Below are 16,448 nucleotides of genomic sequence, written 5' to 3'. Positions count from 1 at the left end.
CGCCCGTGACCAGCCCGCAGCCCAGCACCGCGTACGACGCCCTGACCCCGCGGCAGGCGGGGGAGCGGGCCGCGGCCGTGCTCGCCGAGATCCGCACCGCCGTCGTGGGCAAGCCCGAGCCGCTCGCGCTGGTGATGCTCGGCATCCTCGCCGGCGGCCATGTGCTCATCGAGGACCTGCCGGGCCTGGGCAAGACGCTGCTCGCCCGCTCCTTCGCCACCACCCTCGGCCTGGACTTCCGGCGCATCCAGTTCACCCCCGACCTGCTGCCCTCCGACGTCACCGGCGCGCCCTTCTACGACCAGCGCACGGGCGAGATGGTCTTCCGCCCCGGCCCGGTCTTCGCCCACCTGCTGCTCGCCGACGAGATCAACCGCACCCCGCCCAAGACCCAGGCCGCCCTGCTGGAGGCGATGGCCGAGTCGCAGGTGTCCATCGACGGCAGCACCCGCGCGCTGCCCGACCCCTTCGTCGTCGTCGCCACCGCCAACCCCATCGAGTACGAGGGCACCTACACCCTGCCCGAGGCCCAGCTCGACCGGTTCCTGCTGCGGGTGCGCATGGGCTACCTCACGCCCGCCGAGGAGACCGGCATGCTGCGCGCCCGCGTCGACCGGGCCGCCCCCGAGGCGCAGTTGCGCACCCTGACAGGACCCGGCGAGGTGCTCGCCATGCGGGCCGCCGTCGAACGGGTCGAGGTGGACGACGACCTGCTGGCGTACGTCGTCGCGCTGGTCGGCGCCACCCGCGGGCACCAGCACGTCCAGGTCGGCTCCTCCCCGCGCGGCGGCCTCGCCCTGGTGCAGCTCGCCCGCGCCCGGGCCGTGCTCGACCTGCGCGACTACGCCACGCCCGAGGACGTCAAGGCCGTCGCGGTGCCGGCGCTCGCCCACCGGATCAGCCTGAAGCCGGAGTTGTGGGTGCGGCAGATCGACGCCGACGAGGTGGTGCGCGAGATCGTCCGCGCCGTGCCCGCGCCGCAGACCCTGCCGCGCAGCACCGTCGCCTCATGACCGCGCCCACCCCGTCCACCCCGCCCGACGGGCCACCGGCTGCCTCCACGGTGGCCGGCACCCTCTCCGCCGCCGAGCGGCGGCGCCAGTCCGCCGCCGTGGAGCGCGCGTTGGGCGGGCGGCCGCCGCAGGAGGCGCCGAGCGGGCCGCCCCCGGTGCCGCCGGCCGGATGGCGGCCGGGCGAGCGCGTCCTCGGCTGGGCCACCGTCGCCGTCACCGCGCTGGCCGCCGCCCTGCTCAGCGGGCACGCCTGGCTGCTCGCGGCGGCCGCGGCCCCGCTCACCCTGCTCGCCCTGTCGCTGCCGCTGGGCCGCCCGCGGCGGATCGAGGCCGCCGCAGAGGTCGAGCCGCGCCGCTGCTTCGAGGGCGAGACCGTCACCGTGCGCGTCACCGTCGCCCACGACGGCGCCGCCGGCCGGCTCGACCCCGGCGTCACCCTGGGGCCCGGCGTCCACCTGGACCACCTCGGCGTCGCCGGCGGCCGCATCGACCTGGCCCTCACCCCGCGCCGCTGGGGCCGCTGGAGCCTGGGCACCCTCGACATCGACGTCTACGACACCGGTGGCGCCGCCCGCCGCACCCTGCGGGTCGACCTCGGCGAGGTCGCGGTCTTCCCGCGGCCCACCTCCTCCACGCTCACCCCGATCCCGGTCCGGCTGCCGCAGCGCCTCGGCGAGCACACCGCGGCCCAGCGGGGCGAGGGCGTCGAGGTGATCGGCGTCCACCCCTACGTCAGGGGCGAGCGCCAGCGCCGCATCCACTGGCCCGCCACCACCCGCCGCGGCTCCCTGCAACTGCACCGGTTCGCCGCCGAGCGGGCGTCCGACACCGTCGTGCTGCTCGACGCCTTCGGCGACGTGCGCGACCCGGCCACCGGCACCTCCTCGCTGGACGAGACCTTCCGTGCCGCGGCCGGCCTGGTCCGCGCCTACCTGCGCACCCACGACCGGATCGGCGTCGTCTCCGTCGGCGGCACCACCCGCTGGCTGCAACCCGGCAGCGGCGACGGCTACTTCTACCGGATCGTGGAGAGCGTCCTCGACGTCCGCAAGGACCTCGGCTACGGCGGCGCGGGCCTCGGTCGGCTGCCCGCGCCCGCCCTGCCCGAAGGCGCCCTCGTCTACGTCATCACCCCGCTCGCCGACCAGCGCATCCTCGACGTGCTGCACCAGGTGCGCACCCGGGCCAACCCCGTCGTGGTCGTGGCGATCCCCACCGGCGATCCGCCCGTCGAGCCCGGCGACCGCCGCGCCGCCCTCGCCCTGCGGCTGTGGCGGGCCAACCGCGACGCCATCCGCTTCGCCCTGACCGAGCGGGGCATCGCCGTGGTCGCCCACGAGCCCGGCCGGACCCTCGACCTCGCCCTGGCCCCGCTGCTGCGCACCCGCATCCACGGAGGCACCCGATGAACCCCCGTACGATCGCCGGCCTCGGGACCCGCCTGCTCGGCACCGCCCTCGCCGTCGCCGCCTGCGACCCCTCGGCGCTCGGTGGGGACAGCCCCGGGCGCTGGACGCTGACCGTGCTCGCCGCGGCCGCCGCCTGGTGGGCCGCGCCCATGGTGGACGAGCGGCCCGCCGCCACCACCGTGCGGTGGGCCGCGCTCGCCCTGCGCCGCCGCCCCACCCTGCTGGCCGCCGGAGCGGTCGCCCTGGCCGCGGTGTCCGGCCCGCCGGTCTGGATCGGCGCCTGTGTCACCGCGCTGCTGGCCGCCTACCTGCTGGTCACCGACCCCTGGACGTACGGGCTGACCGCCCCGCGGCCCCGGCCGCCCGCGACCGGCCGGGCGCTGGCGACCGCGGCCGCCTGCGCGGTGGTGTTCCTCGCCGCCGAGGTCCCGCTCGGCCGCACCGCGTGGGCCCGGCTGCCGGCCGCCCTCGCCGTGGCGGCCACGACCACCTGCCTCGCCCTGGCGCTGCGCTCCCGCCAGGGCGTCGACGCGCCGCCGCGGGAGCCCCCGGCCGCCCCGTCACCGCACCGGTACAGCGGCGGCCGGCCCCGCTGAAGGACCCCCTTCCTGCCGGTGGAAGGGGTGCCTTACGGTTTCACCGCGGGCCGGCAGTGATCACCGGCCGAGCGGCCGGCACCCCGAGGCCACCCGAGGCACCCCCGAGGCAAGGAGCACGGATGAAGGAGACCACGCCGGTCACCGACGGCTGGAGGCTGCGCCTTCCGGAGTCCGGCAGCGTGCCCGCCACCGTGCCGGGCTGCGTGCACACCGACCTGATGGCCGCCGGGCTGATCCCCGATCCCTTCCTGGACCGCAACGAGAAGGACGTCGCCTGGGTCGGCCGCGCGGACTGGACCTACGAGACGGTGCTGCCCGCCCGCGCGCCGGGCCACGAGCGCACCGACCTGGTCTTCGACGGCCTGGACACGGTGGCCGAGATCCGCCTCGGCGGCACCGTGCTCGGCACCACCCGCAACATGCACCGCTCGTACCGGTTCGACATCACCGGCGCGGAACCGGAAAGCACGCCGCTCACGGTGGCGTTCACCTCCGCCTACACCGAGGCCGAGCAGGTGCGCGCACAGCTCGGCGAGCGGCCCAACGCCTATCCCGAGCCCTTCCAGTACATCCGCAAGATGGCCTGCTCCTTCGGTTGGGACTGGGGCCCGACGCTGGTCACCGCCGGGGTGTGGAAGCCGGTCAGGATCGAGCAGTGGTCCACCGCGCGGCTGGCCGCCGTCACCCCGCTGGTCACCGTGGACGGCGCCACGGGCCGGGTCGAGGCGCGCGTGCGCGTCGAGCGCGCCGCCTCCGGGGCCGGCCGCGAGCTGACGGTGCGGCTGCGGCTGGGCGCCCTGACCGCCGAGGCCGTCCTCGCCCCGGGCACCGACGAGGCCGCGCCCGTGCTCACCGTGCCCGACGCCCCCCTGTGGTGGCCGCGCGGCTACGGCGAACAGCCGCTCCACGACTGCGAGGTGACCCTGCTCGCCGGACCTGAGGAACTGGACTCCTGGCAGCGCCGGATCGGCTTTCGCACCGTCGCCCTCGACACCTCCGCCGACGAGCGGGGCAGCGCCTTCACCCTCGTCGTCAACGGCACCCCGATCTTCGCCCGCGGCGTGAACTGGATCCCCGACGACGTGCTGCCCACCCGCCTGGACGCCGCCCGCTACCGCCGCCGCCTGGAGCAGGCCGCGGCCGCGGGCGTGGACCTGGTGCGGGTGTGGGGCGGCGGCCTGTACGAGAGCGACGACTTCTACGACGCCTGCGACGAACTCGGCCTGCTGGTCTGGCAGGACTTCCCCTTCGCGTGCGCCGCCTACCCCGAGGAGCAGCCGCTGCGCTCGGAGGTCGAGGCCGAGGCGCGCGAGAACGTCGCCCGCCTCGCCCCCCATCCCTCCCTCGCGCTGTGGAACGGCAACAACGAGAACCTGTGGGGCTTCCGCGACTGGGACTGGGAGCGGGAACTCGCCGGCGACTCCTGGGGCGAGGGCTACTACCTGGGGCTGCTGCCGCGGATCGTCGCCGAGACCGACCCCACCCGCCCGTACTGGGCCGGCAGCCCCTGGTCCGGCAGCTGGGACCACCACCCCAACGACCCGCGGCACGGCACCGCCCACTCCTGGGACGTGTGGAACCGCGACGACTACACCGCCTACCGGGCGAGCGTCCCGCGCTTCGTCGCCGAGTTCGGGTGGCAGGCGCCGCCCGCGTACGCCACGCTGCGCCGCGCGCTGGCCGACGACCCGCTCACCCCCGACGGGCCCGGCATGCTGCACCACCAGAAGGCCGGCGACGGCAACGGCAAGCTCGCCCGCGGCCTGTCCCACCACTTCCCGCCGCCCGCCGACTTCGACACCTGGCACTACCTCACCCAGGTCAACCAGGCCCGGGCGATCGCCACCGGCGTCGAGCACTGGCGCGCCCACTGGCCCACCTGCGCCGGCACGGTCGTCTGGCAGCTCAACGACTGCTGGCCGGTGACCTCCTGGGCCGCGATCGACGGCGACGAGCGCGAGAAGCCGCTCTACCACGAGCTGCGCCGCCTCTACGCCGACCGGCTCGCCACCCTCCAGCCCCGCGCCGGCGGCCTGGTCGCCGCCCTGGTCAACCAGGGCGGCAAGGAGTGGTCGGGCACCGCGGTGCTGCGCCGGCTCGCCGTGGACGGCGCCGTGCTGGCCGAGGCCCGGCTGCCCTTCACCGCGGCCGCCCGCGGTGTCGCCGACCTGGCCGTCCCCGAGGAGCTGCGCCCGCCGGAGAGCGGCTGCAAGGAACTGCTCACCTTGGAGGCCGACGGGCTGCGCGGCTACTGGTTCCCCGTCCGCGACAAGGACTTCGACTACCCGGCGCCCGTCTTCGAGCTGTCGCTTTCGGGTCCCGGCGGGTCGGCGGGGGACGCCGTGGAGGTCACGGTCACCGCCCGTACCCTGCTGCGGGACCTGCTGCTGCAGGCCGACCGGCTCGCCCCCGGGGCCGCCGCCGACCGCGGGCTGACCACGCTGCTGCCCGGCGAGAGCGCGGTGTTCACCGTCACGGGCTGGCCGCGGCCGGACGAACAGGCCGCGCGGGCGGCGCTGTTCACCGTCAACGCGGCCGTGCTCGCCGGGCGCGGGCCGCAGCCGGAGGGCGCGTGAGCGCCGATCCCGCGGTGGTGGCCGCGCTGCGGGTGGCAGGCTGCGTCTTCGCCGAGGACGAGGCCCGGCTGATCGCGGCGGCCGCGCGGACACCGGAGCAGACCGCCGCCATGGTGGCCCGGCGGTCGGCGGGCGAGCCGCTCGAACACGTGGTGGGTTTCGCGGAGTTCGCGGGCCTGCGGATCGGCGTCGGCCCGGGGGTGTTCGTGCCGCGGCGGCGCACCGAGTTCCTGGCCCGGCAGGCCGCCGCCCTGCTGCCGGCCCGCGGCGCGGTGGTGCTCGACCTGTGCTGCGGGAGCGGCGCCGTGGGCGCGTTCCTGGCCGCCTCGGCCGAAGGCGTCGAACTGCACGCGGCCGATGTCGATCCCGCCGCGGTCGCGTGCGCGCGCGGCAACGTGGCGGCGGCGGGCGGCAAGGTCCACCAGGGCGACCTGTTCGCGCCGCTGCCCGCGGCGCTGCGCGGCCGGGTGGACGTGCTGGCCGCCAACGTGCCCTATGTGCCGAGCGGCGCCATCGGCCTGCTGCCCGCCGAGGCCCGCGACCACGAGGCCCGGGTGGCGCTCGACGGCGGCGCCGACGGCCTGGACGTGCTGCGCCGGGTGGCCGCCGAGGCGCGCGGCTGGCTGGCCGCGGGCGGCAGCCTGCTCTCCGAGACGAGCCAGGAGCAGGCGCCGCTCGCGCTGGCGGCCCTGCGCGCGGGCGGGTTGGCCGCGCGCGAGGTCACGGACGAGGAGATGGGCGCCACCGTGGTGATCGGCACCCGGCCCGCGTGAGGCCGCGGGGCCGCGGGGCCGCGCGGCCGCGGCCACCGTGGGCCGGGCCTGCCTCACTCGGTGTTCTGCTCGGCCGGACGCAGCCCGGCGGTCCACTTCTCCTCGATGTTGCCGAACTTCCACACCGCCAGGGCGACGGCCCAGGTGAGGAAGAACAGCCCGACGATGACATAGCCGATGATGTTGAGGTCGAGGCCGCCGACCCAGTCCCAGAAGGCGCCGTGCAGCTTCGCCTTGTCCGCGACGAGGCCGAGGAGTTCGACGGTGCCGATGATGAGGGCGACGGCCACCGACAGCCCGGTGATCGTGAGGTTGTAGTAGACCTTGCGGACCGGCTTGGAGAACGCCCACTCGTAGGCGAAGTTCATGAACGAGCCGTCGATGGTGTCCAGCAGGCACATCCCGGCGGCGAACAGCACCGGCAGGCACAGGATCGCGTACCAGGGCAGGCCGGAGGCGGCGCCGGAGCCGGCCAGCACCAGCAGGGCAATCTCGGTGGCGGTGTCGAAGCCGAGGCCGAAGAGCAGGCCCAGCGGGTACATCTGCCAGGGCTTGGTGATGGACTTCATCACCCGGCCCAGCAGGCGGTTCATGAAACCGCGGTTGTTCAGGTGCTCCTCCAGCGCCGCCTCGTCGAAGTCGCCGCCGCGCATCCGCCGGAAGACCTTCCAGATCCCGCCGAGGATCAGCAGGTTGATGAAGGCGATCAGGTAGAGGAACGTGCCCGAGACGGTGGTGCCGATCCAGCCCGTCACGTCGTGCAGCCCGGAGTTGTCGTTCTCCACGGGGCTGGCCAGCGAGCGGACGCCGATCGAGAGCAGGAAGGCCAGCGCGAAGACGATCGAGGAGTGGCCGAGGGAGAACCAGAAGCCCACCGACAGCGGCCGCTTGCCCTGGTGCATGAGCTTGCGGGTGGTGTTGTCGATCGCGGCGATGTGGTCGGCGTCGAAGGCGTGCCGCATGCCGAGGGTGTAGGCGGTCACGCCGATGCCGACGCCGAACATGCCGGTGCCGACCTTGTAGTGCTGCGGCGCGACCACGCCGACCAGGGTGAACCAGCCGATGACGTGCAGGGCGATGATGAAGCCGGCCATACCGGCCAGCCGGGTCCACTCCGCCCGGGTCATCGATGCGGTGAACCGGCGCCGGCGGGACCCGGGAGCGGCCGGGCCCTGGACGATGGTGGTCATGCGGCTGCGTCCTTTGCGACGGGGACAGGAAGTATCTGCGGCACCATGCTTGTTGCAATTTAATCGCAACAAGCCTCGACCGTCACCCCCTGCCCCGTGCGACCAGCCCTCATGCCGGCCGCACCGCACGCCAACACGCCGCTGCCGCGCACCGGTTGGCGGTGCGCGGCAGCGGCGTCGCGGCTCTTGGGGACGCTACGGCCGGCGGACGGCGGCGGGCGGCACGCCGGCGGCGGGCTCCGGACCCGCCGCGGGCGCCGGCAGCGAGGCGCCCTCGATGTCCACCGCCGGCAGCACCCGGGCCAGCGGCCGCGGCAGCCACCAGGCGTACCGGCCGAGCAGCGCCAGCACCGCGGGCACCAGCGTCATCCGCACCACGAAGGCGTCGATGAGCACCCCGGCGGTCAGCGCGAAGCCGATGGACTTCACGATCGGGTCGCCGTCGAAGACGAAGCTGCCGAAGACCGCCGCCATGATCAGCGCGGCCGCGCACACCACGCGCCCGCTGCGCGTCACGCCCGCCACCACGGCCGCCCGGGGCTGGCCGTGCTGCGAGAAGTGCTCGCGCATCCGGCTGACCAGGAAGACCTCGTAGTCCATGGCCAGGCCGAAGAGCACCCCGATCAGCAGCACCGGCAGGAAGGCGATCACCGGGGCCGCCGCGGCCGCCTGGACCGCGCCGCCGAGGTGGCCGTCCTGGAAGACCCAGGTGACCAGGCCCAGGCTCGCGCCGATCGACAGCAGGAACCCGGCGACGGCCTTCAGCGGCACCAGCAGCGAGCGGAAGGCGATCATGAGCAGCAGCACCGCGAGCACCACGATGATGCCGACGTAGAGCGGCAGGGCGGCCGACAGCTTCGCCGAGACGTCGATCGCGGCGGCGGTGGTGCCGGTGACGTAGACGCGGCCGCCGGCCTTCTCCACCTGCTGCTTGCCGTCGGCGGCCGAGTGGCGGATGCGGTGCACGAGGTCGGCGGTCGCCTGGTCGTCGGGCCCGCTGCGGGGCACCACGTTGAGCGCGCCGAGGGTGCCGGCCGGGTTCGCCAGCGGCGGGGTGACGGCGGCGACGTCGGGGTCGTGGCGCAGCGCGGCGGCCAGGCCGGAGACGGCGGCGGACCGCTGCTGCCGCGGCATCTTCGAGGTGTCCACGGCGACGGTGAGGGCGGCGTTGAAGCCGGGGCCGAAGCCGCGGGTGAGCAGGTCGTAGCTGCGGTGCTGGGTGCTGGCGGCGGGCTGCGTCTCGTTGCTGGGCAGGCCGAGCCGCAGGTGCAGCGCGGGTGCGGCGAGCACCCCGAGGCCCACCACGGCGAGCAGCACCACGGCCACCGGGCGGCGGGTGACCGCCCGCGCCCATGCGGCGCCCCAGCGGCCCGGCTCGCCGCCGCCGATCCGGCCGCGGCCCGGCCCGGCGGCGCTCGCCGCACGCGGCTCCCCGGTGTCGCTCTGCGCGGCTGCCCCGCCGGTCCCGTGCGCACCCGCCGCCCGTGCGGCCCGCGCCTGCCGCGCCTGTTTCGGCCGCAGCCGCTCGCCCGCCCAGCCGAGCAGCGCGGGCAGCAGCGTGAGCGCCACCAGCACCGCGATGAGGACGGTTGCGGCCGCGGCCAGGCCCATCGTGCTCAGGAACGGGATGCCGGTCGCGGTGAGCGCGGCCAGGGCGACCACCACGGTGCCGCCGGCGAAGACGACGCTGCTGCCGGCTGTCGCGGTCGCGCGAGCGATCGAGTCGGCCACCTCGGTGCGGGGGTCGGCCAGTTGCTCGCGGTGCCGGGAGACGATGAAGAGCGCGTAGTCGATGCCCACGGCCAGGCCCAGCATGAGCGCGAGCACGGTCGCGGTGTCGGTCATCGTCACGAAGCGGGCGGTGAAGCCCACCCCGAGCACGCCGATCGCCACCCCGACCAGGGCCGTCACCAGCGGCAGCCCGGCCGCCAGCAGCGAGCCGAGGGCGAGCGCGAGGACCACGAACGCGATGGCCACGCCGACGATCTCGCTCGGCCCGCCGACATGGGTGGCCGGGTGCATGGCGGTGCCGCCGAACTCCACGGTCAGGCCCGCCTGGCGGACCGGCGCCATGGACGCCTGCAGCGCGTCCTGGGCGGACTTGGGCACGTCGTCGGGGATCTGCCGGAACTGCACGTCGGCATAGGCGACGGTGTGGTCGGGCGAGACGCCGCCGCCCTGGGCCGGCGGGCGCACCGCCACGACGCCGGGCACCTCGGCGGCCGCCCGCAGCCCCCGGTCGATGGCGGCCCGGTCGGCCGGCGCGTCGAGGGTGCTGCCCTTGGGCGCGGCGAAGACGACCCGGGCCACGCCCGCGGCGGCCTGCGGGAAGTCCGCGCGCAGCAGGTCCTGGGCGCGCTGGGACTCGATGCCGGGGACGGAGAACTCGGTGGTGTAGCTGCCGCCGAAGCCCGCGCCCAGGCCGCCGACCACCGCCACCAGCAGCAGCCAGACCGCCAGCACCCGCCCTCGCCGGCGGGCCGCCCACGCCCCCAACGCGTACAACCGACCGGCCATGGACCCTCCTTCGCGCCGGCGCCCCGCACGGGCGCCCGTAAGTGCAGTCCACGGCAAAAATGCAGTTAACTGCAAACTGACGCCCCACGGTAACATGAGGCCATGACCGAGCACGCGGCACAGGGGGCGGCCGTACCCGGCCTGCGGGAACGGGGCAAGGCGCGGCGCCGGGAGGCGATCACCCGCGCCGCCTTCGAGCTGTTCGCCGAGCGTGGTTACGACCGGACGACCGTCGCCGACATCGCCGAGCGCGCCGAAGTGGCGCCCCGCACGGTCACGCTCTACTTCCCCTCCAAGCAGGAGATCGCCCTGTCCGGCTTCACCGAGCGGGCCCAGCAGCTCGCCGACCGGCTGCGGGAGCGGGCGCCGGGGGAGTCGCTGACCGCGATCCTGGGCGCCTGGGTGGACGAGAAGCACGCCGAGCCCTGGCGGCAGGGCCTGGAGGAGGAGGCGCGGCTGATGTTCTGCGCCAACCCCGAGCTGCGCGCCCTGCAGATGGCCCGGATGGCCGACGCCGTCCAGGCCGGCACCGAGGCCGTCGCCAAGGACACCGGCACCCTGCCCACCGACCCCGGCCCGCGGATCGCCGCCGCGGCCGCCGTGGCGGTCATGCTCGCCGTCGGCGACAGCCCGTCCGGCACCGACATGCACGCGGCCCTCGCCACCGCCCTGCGGTTCCTCGACGGCGGCCTGTCCACCCTCTGACGCGGCCCCGACACGCCGATCCTGACCAGGCACTTCGCGAAACCCGCGGCCCGGGGGAGGCGCGCACGGCGGCAGCGGGGGATGATGGAGAGGATGCCCCTGGGGAGGTGTGTGCCCATGGACTATCCCGAATTCTACGAGCTGGTCTTCCAGGCCCCCGCCGTCGAGGACGACGTCGTGGTGGTCCACCGCACCGACGCGTCAGGCGCCGGCGGCTATCCCGTCTACGAGGACGACACCGGCATCGTGCGTGCCGAGATCAGCAGCGACGGCGAGGTGCGGATGATCGCCAGCGGCGGCCACCAGGAACCGGTGCCGCCCCTCGCGGTCCGCACCCCCTGACCCGGAAGATCCGCGACGACCCGCGGCCGTCGGCTGCGGGAGCGGCGGCATCCGTCACGAGTGGCGGGTGCTGCCGCTGTCGTTGCCGTCCACCAGGACCGCCCGGTCCCGCGCCGCCACCACGGCCTTCGACAGGCTCGCGATGTCGTAGGCACCGTGGTGGCGGCGGCCGTTGACGAAGAACGTCGGCGTGCCCGACACCCCGCTCAGGTCCGCCGACTCCACGTCCTGCGCGATCCGCGCCGCCCCCTTGCGCGCCTTGAGCGCGTGCTTGAACGCCTCGACGTCCAGGCCGATCTCGTCGGCGTAGCGCAGCAGGTCCTTCACGCCCAGCTGCTCCTGGCGGGAGATGAGCAGGTCCCGCATCGCCCAGAACTCGCCCTGCAGCGCCGCCGCCTCCGCCGCCTCGGCGGCCAGTTGCGCGTGCGGGTGCACATCGGTCAGCGGCAGGTGCCGCCAGACGTAGCGCACGTCGCCGAAGTCCGCGAGCAGTTCGCGCACCACCGACTCGGCCTGCCCGCAGTAGGGGCACTCGAAGTCCCCGTACTCCACCACCGTCACCGGCGCGTCCAGCGGCCCGCGCACGTGGTCGCGCTCGGGGTCCACCGGCTCGGCGAGGTCCACCAGCGAGGGCGAGGTGCCCAGCAGTGCCCGGGCCCGCCGGGCGTCGGGCAGCAGGGACGTCACGGCCGCGACAGCCGTGGTGCTCAGCATCGCGAAGACCACCGCGCTGAGCACGCCGATCTTCGCCTCGTCCAGCCGGGACCCGTGGAAGGCGAGGGTGGCGATCAGCAGCGAGACGGTGAAGCCGATCCCGGCGATGGTGCCGCCGCCGGTGACCGCCGCCCAGCCGACCGGCGGCCGGGTCCGCCCGCGGCTGGCCGCCGTCGCCAGCGCGGTGGAGCCCACGATGCCGATCGGCTTGCCCACCCCGTAGCCGATGAGGATGCCCAGCGTGATCGGCGAGGTGAAGGCGCGCGACAGCAGCGAGCCGTCGATCTGGATGCCCGCGTTGGCCAGCGCGAACAGCGGCACGATCGCGTAACTGGTCCAGGGGTGCCACAGCCGCTGCAACCGGTCGTTGGGCGACAGGGCGGAGGCGATGCCGAGGCGGGCCTCGCGCTCCAGCTCGGCGGTGGGCTGCTCGCGGAAGGAGCGGAACAGGCCGCTGGCCCGCTCCAGGGCGTCCCGCGGCGCCGGATAGGCGAACGCCAGCAGACCGATGATCAGGCCGACGACCACCGGGTCCACCCCCGAGTGCACGAACGCCACCCAGGCGACGATGCCCAGCACCGCGTACGGCCCGCCCCTGCGCACCCCGGCCCGCCGCACCGCCGCCGTCACCAGCAGCACCCCGATGCCCACCAGCAGCGGCGTCCACGAGATGTGCTCGCTGTAGGCGACGGCGATCACCGCGAGCGCCAGGAAGTCGTCCACCACCGCCACGGTGAGGATGAAGGTGTGCAGCCGGCGCGGGAAGCGCGAGCCGAGCAGCGCCAGCATGCCGAGCGCGAACGCGGTGTCGGTGGACATCGCGGCACCCCAGCCGTGCGCGGAGGACCGCCCGGCGTTGATCGCGAGGAAGATCGCCACCGGCACCACCATGCCGCTGACCCCGGCCAGCAGCGGCAGCGCGATCCGGCGCCGGTCGCGCAGCTCGCCCATGTCGAACTCGCGCCGCGCCTCCAGCCCCACCACCAGGAAGAACAGCGTCATCAGCCCGCTGTTGACCCATGCACGCAGGTCCATGGCCACCCCGTGGCCGCCCAGTTCCACCGACAGGCGGGTGGCCCACACCTTCGCGTAGCTGCCAGGTGCGGCGTTCACCCAGACGAGGGCCGCGACGGTGCCGGCCAGCAGCACCGCGGCGCTGCCGGTCTCGGTGCGGATGTACGCCCAGGGCGACGCGGTGCTGTCGCGGTCGTGCTCGCTCTGGTCGCCCTCGCGCTCGCTCCGCTGGTCCACCGCGTCGTCCGGCAGGGGAGTCGACCAACCCCGGAACATCCAGCCTCCCACTGTCCGCACGGCGTGCCGGCGCCGTGCCGCAGCCTTGTACCGTCCGATCATCCCACCAGCCGGGGGACCCGGCCGGAAATCCCCGGCGCGCCCGGCGGAACCGCCGCCGTCCGGCAGGCGTATTCCGTAGCGGCCATCGCAGGTCCCCGGGCGTGCACCGGTGGGAGGATGGTCACGGTCGGAAATCGCACCACCACGACGACAAAGGGGGGCGGCCGTTGATGGCACGGGACGATGCCGTGATCGGCTGCACGGGGGAGTTGCTGGTCGGCACCCGCGGGCCCGAGGGGCCCGGCGAGGTGCTGGTCCGCGTCAGAGGCGGCTCCGAAGCCTTTATCGCCTGGTCGGACGAGCCCCTGCCGAAGGGGAGGACCGTGCTCGTGGTGGAATCCCGCGGCAGCCGGCAGGTGGACGTGATCGAGTGGGCGGACCCGCTGGACGCTCCGGCCGGCTGAGCCGCGCTCGAGAAGGAGACGAAGGATGTTCGGATACCGCGTTCCCGCGCCCGACGAGGCGATGCTGATCTCCGGGGGCCGGCGCGGGCTCGGCGGTGCGCCGTTCCGGGTCGTGACCGGCCACGGGAAGTTCGTGCTGCCGGTGTTCCGCAAGACCCGGTTCCTCACCTTGGCGATGTGCGAGGCGGAGGTCTCCGAGCGCTGCGTGACCCGGCAGGGCATCGGGCTGACGGTGAAGGCAGTGATCGCGTTCAAGGTCGGCAACGACCACGAGAGCATCGTCAACGCCGGCCAGCGCTTCCTGTCGGACCAGGACCAGATGGCCATCCTCACCGGGCGGATCTTCGCCGGCCACCTGCGCTCGATCATCGGCTCGATGACGGTGGAGGAGATCGTCACCGAGCGGCAGAAGCTCGCCACCGAGGTGCTGGAGACCTCCAAGGCGGAGATGGCCAAGATCGGGCTGACCGTCGACTCGCTGCAGATCCAGTCGATCGACGACGGCGACACCGGCTACATCGAGGCGATGTCCGCCCCGCACAAGGCCGCCATCCAGCGGCAGGCGCAGATCGCGCAGGCCCAGGCCACGCAGGCGTCGGTGGAGGCCCAGCAGGTCGCGGCCCGCAACCAGGCCGAGTACGCCCGGCAGACCGCGATCGTGCAGGCCGAGTACAACGCCGAGGTGGACCGGGCACAGGCCCAGGCCGCCCAGGCCGGGCCGCTCGCCCAGGCGCACGCCCAGCAGGAGGTGCTCGCCGCCCAGACCGAACTGGCGCTGCGCGCGGCCGAGCTGCGCCAGCAGCAGCTGGTGGCCGAGATCGTCAAGCCGGCCGAGGCAGAGGCCGAGCGGATCAGGGTGCTGGCCGTCGCCGACGCCGAGCGGATGCGCATCCAGGCCGAGGCGGCCGCCTCGCACGACCGGGTCGCCCTGGACCGGATGCTCATCGACCAGCTGCCGCTGATCGTCAAGGAGGCGTCGGCGGGCCTGTCGGGCGCCAACGTGAACGTGCTCAACGGCGCCGACGGCCTCAGCGAGATCGCCGCGGGCCTGGTCAGCCAGGGCCTGACGATCCTGGACTCGGTCCGCAAGAACCTCGGCGGCGAGCAGAACGGCGAGGCGCCCGGCACCGCCCTGACGCTGCGCGGCAAGAACGGCAAGAACGCCTCGGGCGACGGCCCGGTCACCGTCGACTGACCGGGGCGGGCCCGGCCCGGTGTGCGCGCCCCCTTCGGCGCCCGCCGGGCCGCCGCCGCCCCCCGCGGGACCGGCCTGCCGGCCCCGCCGTCCCCGAGGCGTGCGTCGTCAGGCGCGGTCGCGCAGGTCGCGTACCCGCTGGATCTTGCCGACCGAGCGCTCCAGCGACTCCGGATCGACCACCTCGACCTGGACGCTCACGCCCACGCCGTCCTTGACCGCGCGGGCGATCTGCCCGGCTGCCGCGGCCCGCTCGGCGGCTGCCGCCTGCGGGCGGGCCTCCACCAGGACCGCCATGTGGTCCAGCCGGCCGCGCCTGCTCAGCTCGATCCGGAAGTGCGGCGCCACCGTCGGCACCCGCAGCACGATCTCCTCGATCTGGCTCGGGAAGACGTTCACCCCGCGCAGCACGATCATGTCGTCGCAGCGGCCGGTGACCTTCTCCATCCGGCGGAAGGCGGGCCGCACCGTGCCGGGCAGCAGCCGGGTCAGGTCCCGGGTGCGGTAGCGGATCACCGGCAGCGCCTGCTTGGTCAGCGAGGTGAAGACCAGCTCACCGCTCTCCCCGGGCGCCAGCACCGCGTCGGTGAAGGGGTCCACCACCTCCGGCAGGAAGTGGTCCTCCCAGATGTGCAGGCCGTCTTTGGTCTCGGCGTACTCCTGCGCCACGCCCGGCCCCATGACCTCCGACAGACCGTAAATGTCCACCGCGTCGATGCCGAACCGCTCCTCGATCTCGGCCCGCATCGCCTCCGTCCACGGCTCGGCCCCGAAGATCCCCACCCGCAGCGAGGTGCCGCGCGGGTCGACGCCCTGCCGCTCGAACTCCTCCAGCAGCGTCAGCATGTAGGAGGGCGTGACCATGATGATCTCGGGGCCGAAGTCGCGGATGATCTGCACCTGCCGGGCGGTCATGCCGCCCGAGGCCGGGATCACGGTGCAGCCCGCGCGCTCGGCGCCGTAGTGCGCGCCCAGCCCGCCGGTGAACAGCCCGTACCCGTACGCGACATGGACCTTGTGGCCGGGCCGCCCGCCGGCCGCCCTGATCGACCGCGCCACCACCTCGGCCCACACCGACAGGTCGTCCTCGGTGTACCCGACGACGGTGGGGCGGCCGGTCGTGCCGCTCGACGCGTGCAGCCGCCGCACCCGCTCCATCGGCACCGCGAACATCCCGAACGGGTACGCCTCGCGCAGGTCCGCCTTGGTGGTGAACGGGAAGTGCGCCAGGTCGGCCAGGCTGCGGCAGTCCTCGGGCCGCACCCCGGCGGCGTCGAACTTCCGGCGGTAGGTCTCCACGTGCGCGTACGCGTGCCGCAAGGTGGCCTGCAGTCGCTCCAGTTGGAGGGCCGCCAGCTCCTCGGCGCCCATTCGCTCCGCGGGGTCGAGCAGCCCGTCCGGAACCGGCGCCACCCGTGCCGCACCTCCGCCGCCCATGCCGCCTCCGCCTCGCACGCCTGTGTGCCGACCGACCGTTCGGTCGTATCCCTGGAGGCCAACGAACCAGCAAGCACGCCGGGTGTCAAGGACGAACCTTCGAGGACGAACCTTCAAGGACGCACCCGAACCCGCCCCGCCCCCCGTCCGCGCTGCGGCGGCCGCGCCACCCGGCGCCTGCGGTGCCGGGGTTCGCCGTTCCGCTGGCGTGCGCGTCGGGC

Annotated in this window: 13 protein-coding genes; 9 read left to right on the top strand and 4 right to left on the bottom strand. The window is 74.7% G+C overall.

The features are described 5' to 3' along the window. Nucleotides 1–5: 5 nt before the first annotated feature. The 5 genes from BLR33_RS11515 to BLR33_RS11495 all read left to right on the top strand — a co-directional run bounded on the left by BLR33_RS11515 (nt 6) and on the right by BLR33_RS11495 (nt 6,370). Nucleotides 6–1,013: an AAA family ATPase gene (locus tag BLR33_RS11515; protein ID WP_093784235.1), complete on the top strand. Its 1,008-nt coding sequence runs from the start codon at nt 6–8 to the stop codon at nt 1,011–1,013. Further along, nucleotides 1,010–2,422, top strand: a complete 1,413-nt coding sequence (locus BLR33_RS11510) for a DUF58 domain-containing protein (protein ID WP_093784234.1) — start codon at nt 1,010–1,012, stop codon at nt 2,420–2,422. The genes BLR33_RS11515 and BLR33_RS11510 overlap by 4 nt, the downstream gene beginning before the upstream one ends. Then, nucleotides 2,419–3,018, top strand: a complete 600-nt coding sequence (locus BLR33_RS11505; RefSeq protein WP_093784233.1) for a hypothetical protein — start codon at nt 2,419–2,421, stop codon at nt 3,016–3,018. Before BLR33_RS11510 ends, BLR33_RS11505 begins: the two co-directional genes overlap by 4 nt. A 122-nt stretch (nt 3,019–3,140) precedes the next feature. Beyond that, on the top strand, nt 3,141–5,597 hold the full coding sequence (locus BLR33_RS11500; RefSeq protein ID WP_093784232.1) for a glycoside hydrolase family 2 protein: 2,457 nt from the start codon (nt 3,141–3,143) through the stop codon (nt 5,595–5,597). Further along, nucleotides 5,594–6,370: a putative protein N(5)-glutamine methyltransferase gene (locus tag BLR33_RS11495; protein ID WP_093784231.1), complete on the top strand. Its 777-nt coding sequence runs from the start codon at nt 5,594–5,596 to the stop codon at nt 6,368–6,370. The genes BLR33_RS11500 and BLR33_RS11495 overlap by 4 nt, the downstream gene beginning before the upstream one ends. A 53-nt stretch (nt 6,371–6,423) precedes the next feature. On the opposite strand, the gene nicT is transcribed toward BLR33_RS11495, so the two are convergent. Together nicT and BLR33_RS11485 are read right to left on the bottom strand one after the other, a co-directional pair. Next, nucleotides 6,424–7,497, bottom strand: a complete 1,074-nt coding sequence (gene nicT, locus BLR33_RS11490) for a Nickel transporter NicT (protein ID WP_093784322.1) — start codon at nt 7,495–7,497, stop codon at nt 6,424–6,426. 258 nt (nt 7,498–7,755) lie between these two features. Next, on the bottom strand, nt 7,756–10,077 hold the full coding sequence (locus BLR33_RS11485) for an MMPL family transporter (RefSeq protein WP_176930224.1): 2,322 nt from the start codon (nt 10,075–10,077) through the stop codon (nt 7,756–7,758). A 102-nt stretch (nt 10,078–10,179) separates the two neighbouring features. Between BLR33_RS11485 and BLR33_RS11480 the strand changes: the two genes are divergently transcribed. Both BLR33_RS11480 and BLR33_RS11475 read left to right on the top strand, forming a co-directional pair. Then, on the top strand, nt 10,180–10,782 hold the full coding sequence (locus BLR33_RS11480; RefSeq protein WP_093784229.1) for a TetR/AcrR family transcriptional regulator: 603 nt from the start codon (nt 10,180–10,182) through the stop codon (nt 10,780–10,782). A gap of 117 nt (nt 10,783–10,899) precedes the next feature. Beyond that, the gene (locus BLR33_RS11475; protein ID WP_093784228.1) at nt 10,900–11,124 is read left to right on the top strand and encodes a DUF6296 family protein; all 225 of its coding nucleotides are present in this window, start codon (nt 10,900–10,902) and stop codon (nt 11,122–11,124) included. A 54-nt stretch (nt 11,125–11,178) separates the two neighbouring features. Here the strand turns inward: BLR33_RS11475 and nhaA are convergent, their stop codons facing one another. Then, nucleotides 11,179–13,128 carry a Na+/H+ antiporter NhaA gene (gene nhaA, locus BLR33_RS11470; RefSeq protein ID WP_093784227.1) on the bottom strand — a complete coding sequence of 650 codons (1,950 nt, stop codon included), beginning with the start codon at nt 13,126–13,128 and terminating at the stop codon, nt 11,179–11,181. A 233-nt stretch (nt 13,129–13,361) separates the two neighbouring features. Here nhaA and BLR33_RS11465 point away from each other — a divergent pair, with 233 nt between their 5' ends. Both BLR33_RS11465 and BLR33_RS11460 read left to right on the top strand, forming a co-directional pair. Beyond that, on the top strand, nt 13,362–13,595 hold the full coding sequence (locus BLR33_RS11465) for a hypothetical protein (protein WP_093784226.1): 234 nt from the start codon (nt 13,362–13,364) through the stop codon (nt 13,593–13,595). 25 nt (nt 13,596–13,620) lie between these two features. Next, nucleotides 13,621–14,790, top strand: a complete 1,170-nt coding sequence (locus BLR33_RS11460; RefSeq protein ID WP_093784225.1) for an SPFH domain-containing protein — start codon at nt 13,621–13,623, stop codon at nt 14,788–14,790. A 108-nt stretch (nt 14,791–14,898) separates the two neighbouring features. Here the strand turns inward: BLR33_RS11460 and paaK are convergent, their stop codons facing one another. Then, nucleotides 14,899–16,161 (bottom strand): phenylacetate--CoA ligase PaaK, encoded by a 1,263-nt coding sequence (paaK, locus tag BLR33_RS11455; protein WP_407639661.1) that lies wholly within the window; start codon nt 16,159–16,161, stop codon nt 14,899–14,901. Nucleotides 16,162–16,448: the final 287 nt, after the last annotated feature.

This window comes from Actinacidiphila guanduensis (assembly GCF_900103985.1).
GTDB lineage: Bacteria > Actinomycetota > Actinomycetes > Streptomycetales > Streptomycetaceae > Actinacidiphila > Actinacidiphila guanduensis.
Note: the sequence above shows the minus strand (reverse complement) of the source record. Positions and strands in the feature narration are given on the sequence as shown.

What these genes read in the sequence shown, in the direction of transcription:
- BLR33_RS11510 (WP_093784234.1), top strand. Translation starts at nt 1,010, where the DNA reads ATGACCGCGCCCACCCCGTCCACCCCGCCCGACGGGCCACCGGCTGCC.
- BLR33_RS11505 (WP_093784233.1), top strand. Translation starts at nt 2,419, where the DNA reads ATGAACCCCCGTACGATCGCCGGCCTCGGGACCCGCCTGCTCGGCACC.
- BLR33_RS11500 (WP_093784232.1), top strand. Translation starts at nt 3,141, where the DNA reads ATGAAGGAGACCACGCCGGTCACCGACGGCTGGAGGCTGCGCCTTCCG.
- nicT (WP_093784322.1), bottom strand. Translation starts at nt 7,497, where the DNA reads ATGACCCGGGCGGAGTGGACCCGGCTGGCCGGTATGGCCGGCTTCATC.
- BLR33_RS11485 (WP_176930224.1), bottom strand. Translation starts at nt 10,077, where the DNA reads ATGGCCGGTCGGTTGTACGCGTTGGGGGCGTGGGCGGCCCGCCGGCGA.
- BLR33_RS11480 (WP_093784229.1), top strand. Translation starts at nt 10,180, where the DNA reads ATGACCGAGCACGCGGCACAGGGGGCGGCCGTACCCGGCCTGCGGGAA.
- BLR33_RS11475 (WP_093784228.1), top strand. Translation starts at nt 10,900, where the DNA reads ATGGACTATCCCGAATTCTACGAGCTGGTCTTCCAGGCCCCCGCCGTC.
- nhaA (WP_093784227.1), bottom strand. Translation starts at nt 13,128, where the DNA reads ATGTTCCGGGGTTGGTCGACTCCCCTGCCGGACGACGCGGTGGACCAG.
- BLR33_RS11465 (WP_093784226.1), top strand. Translation starts at nt 13,362, where the DNA reads ATGGCACGGGACGATGCCGTGATCGGCTGCACGGGGGAGTTGCTGGTC.
- BLR33_RS11460 (WP_093784225.1), top strand. Translation starts at nt 13,621, where the DNA reads ATGTTCGGATACCGCGTTCCCGCGCCCGACGAGGCGATGCTGATCTCC.
- paaK (WP_407639661.1), bottom strand. Translation starts at nt 16,161, where the DNA reads ATGGGCGCCGAGGAGCTGGCGGCCCTCCAACTGGAGCGACTGCAGGCC.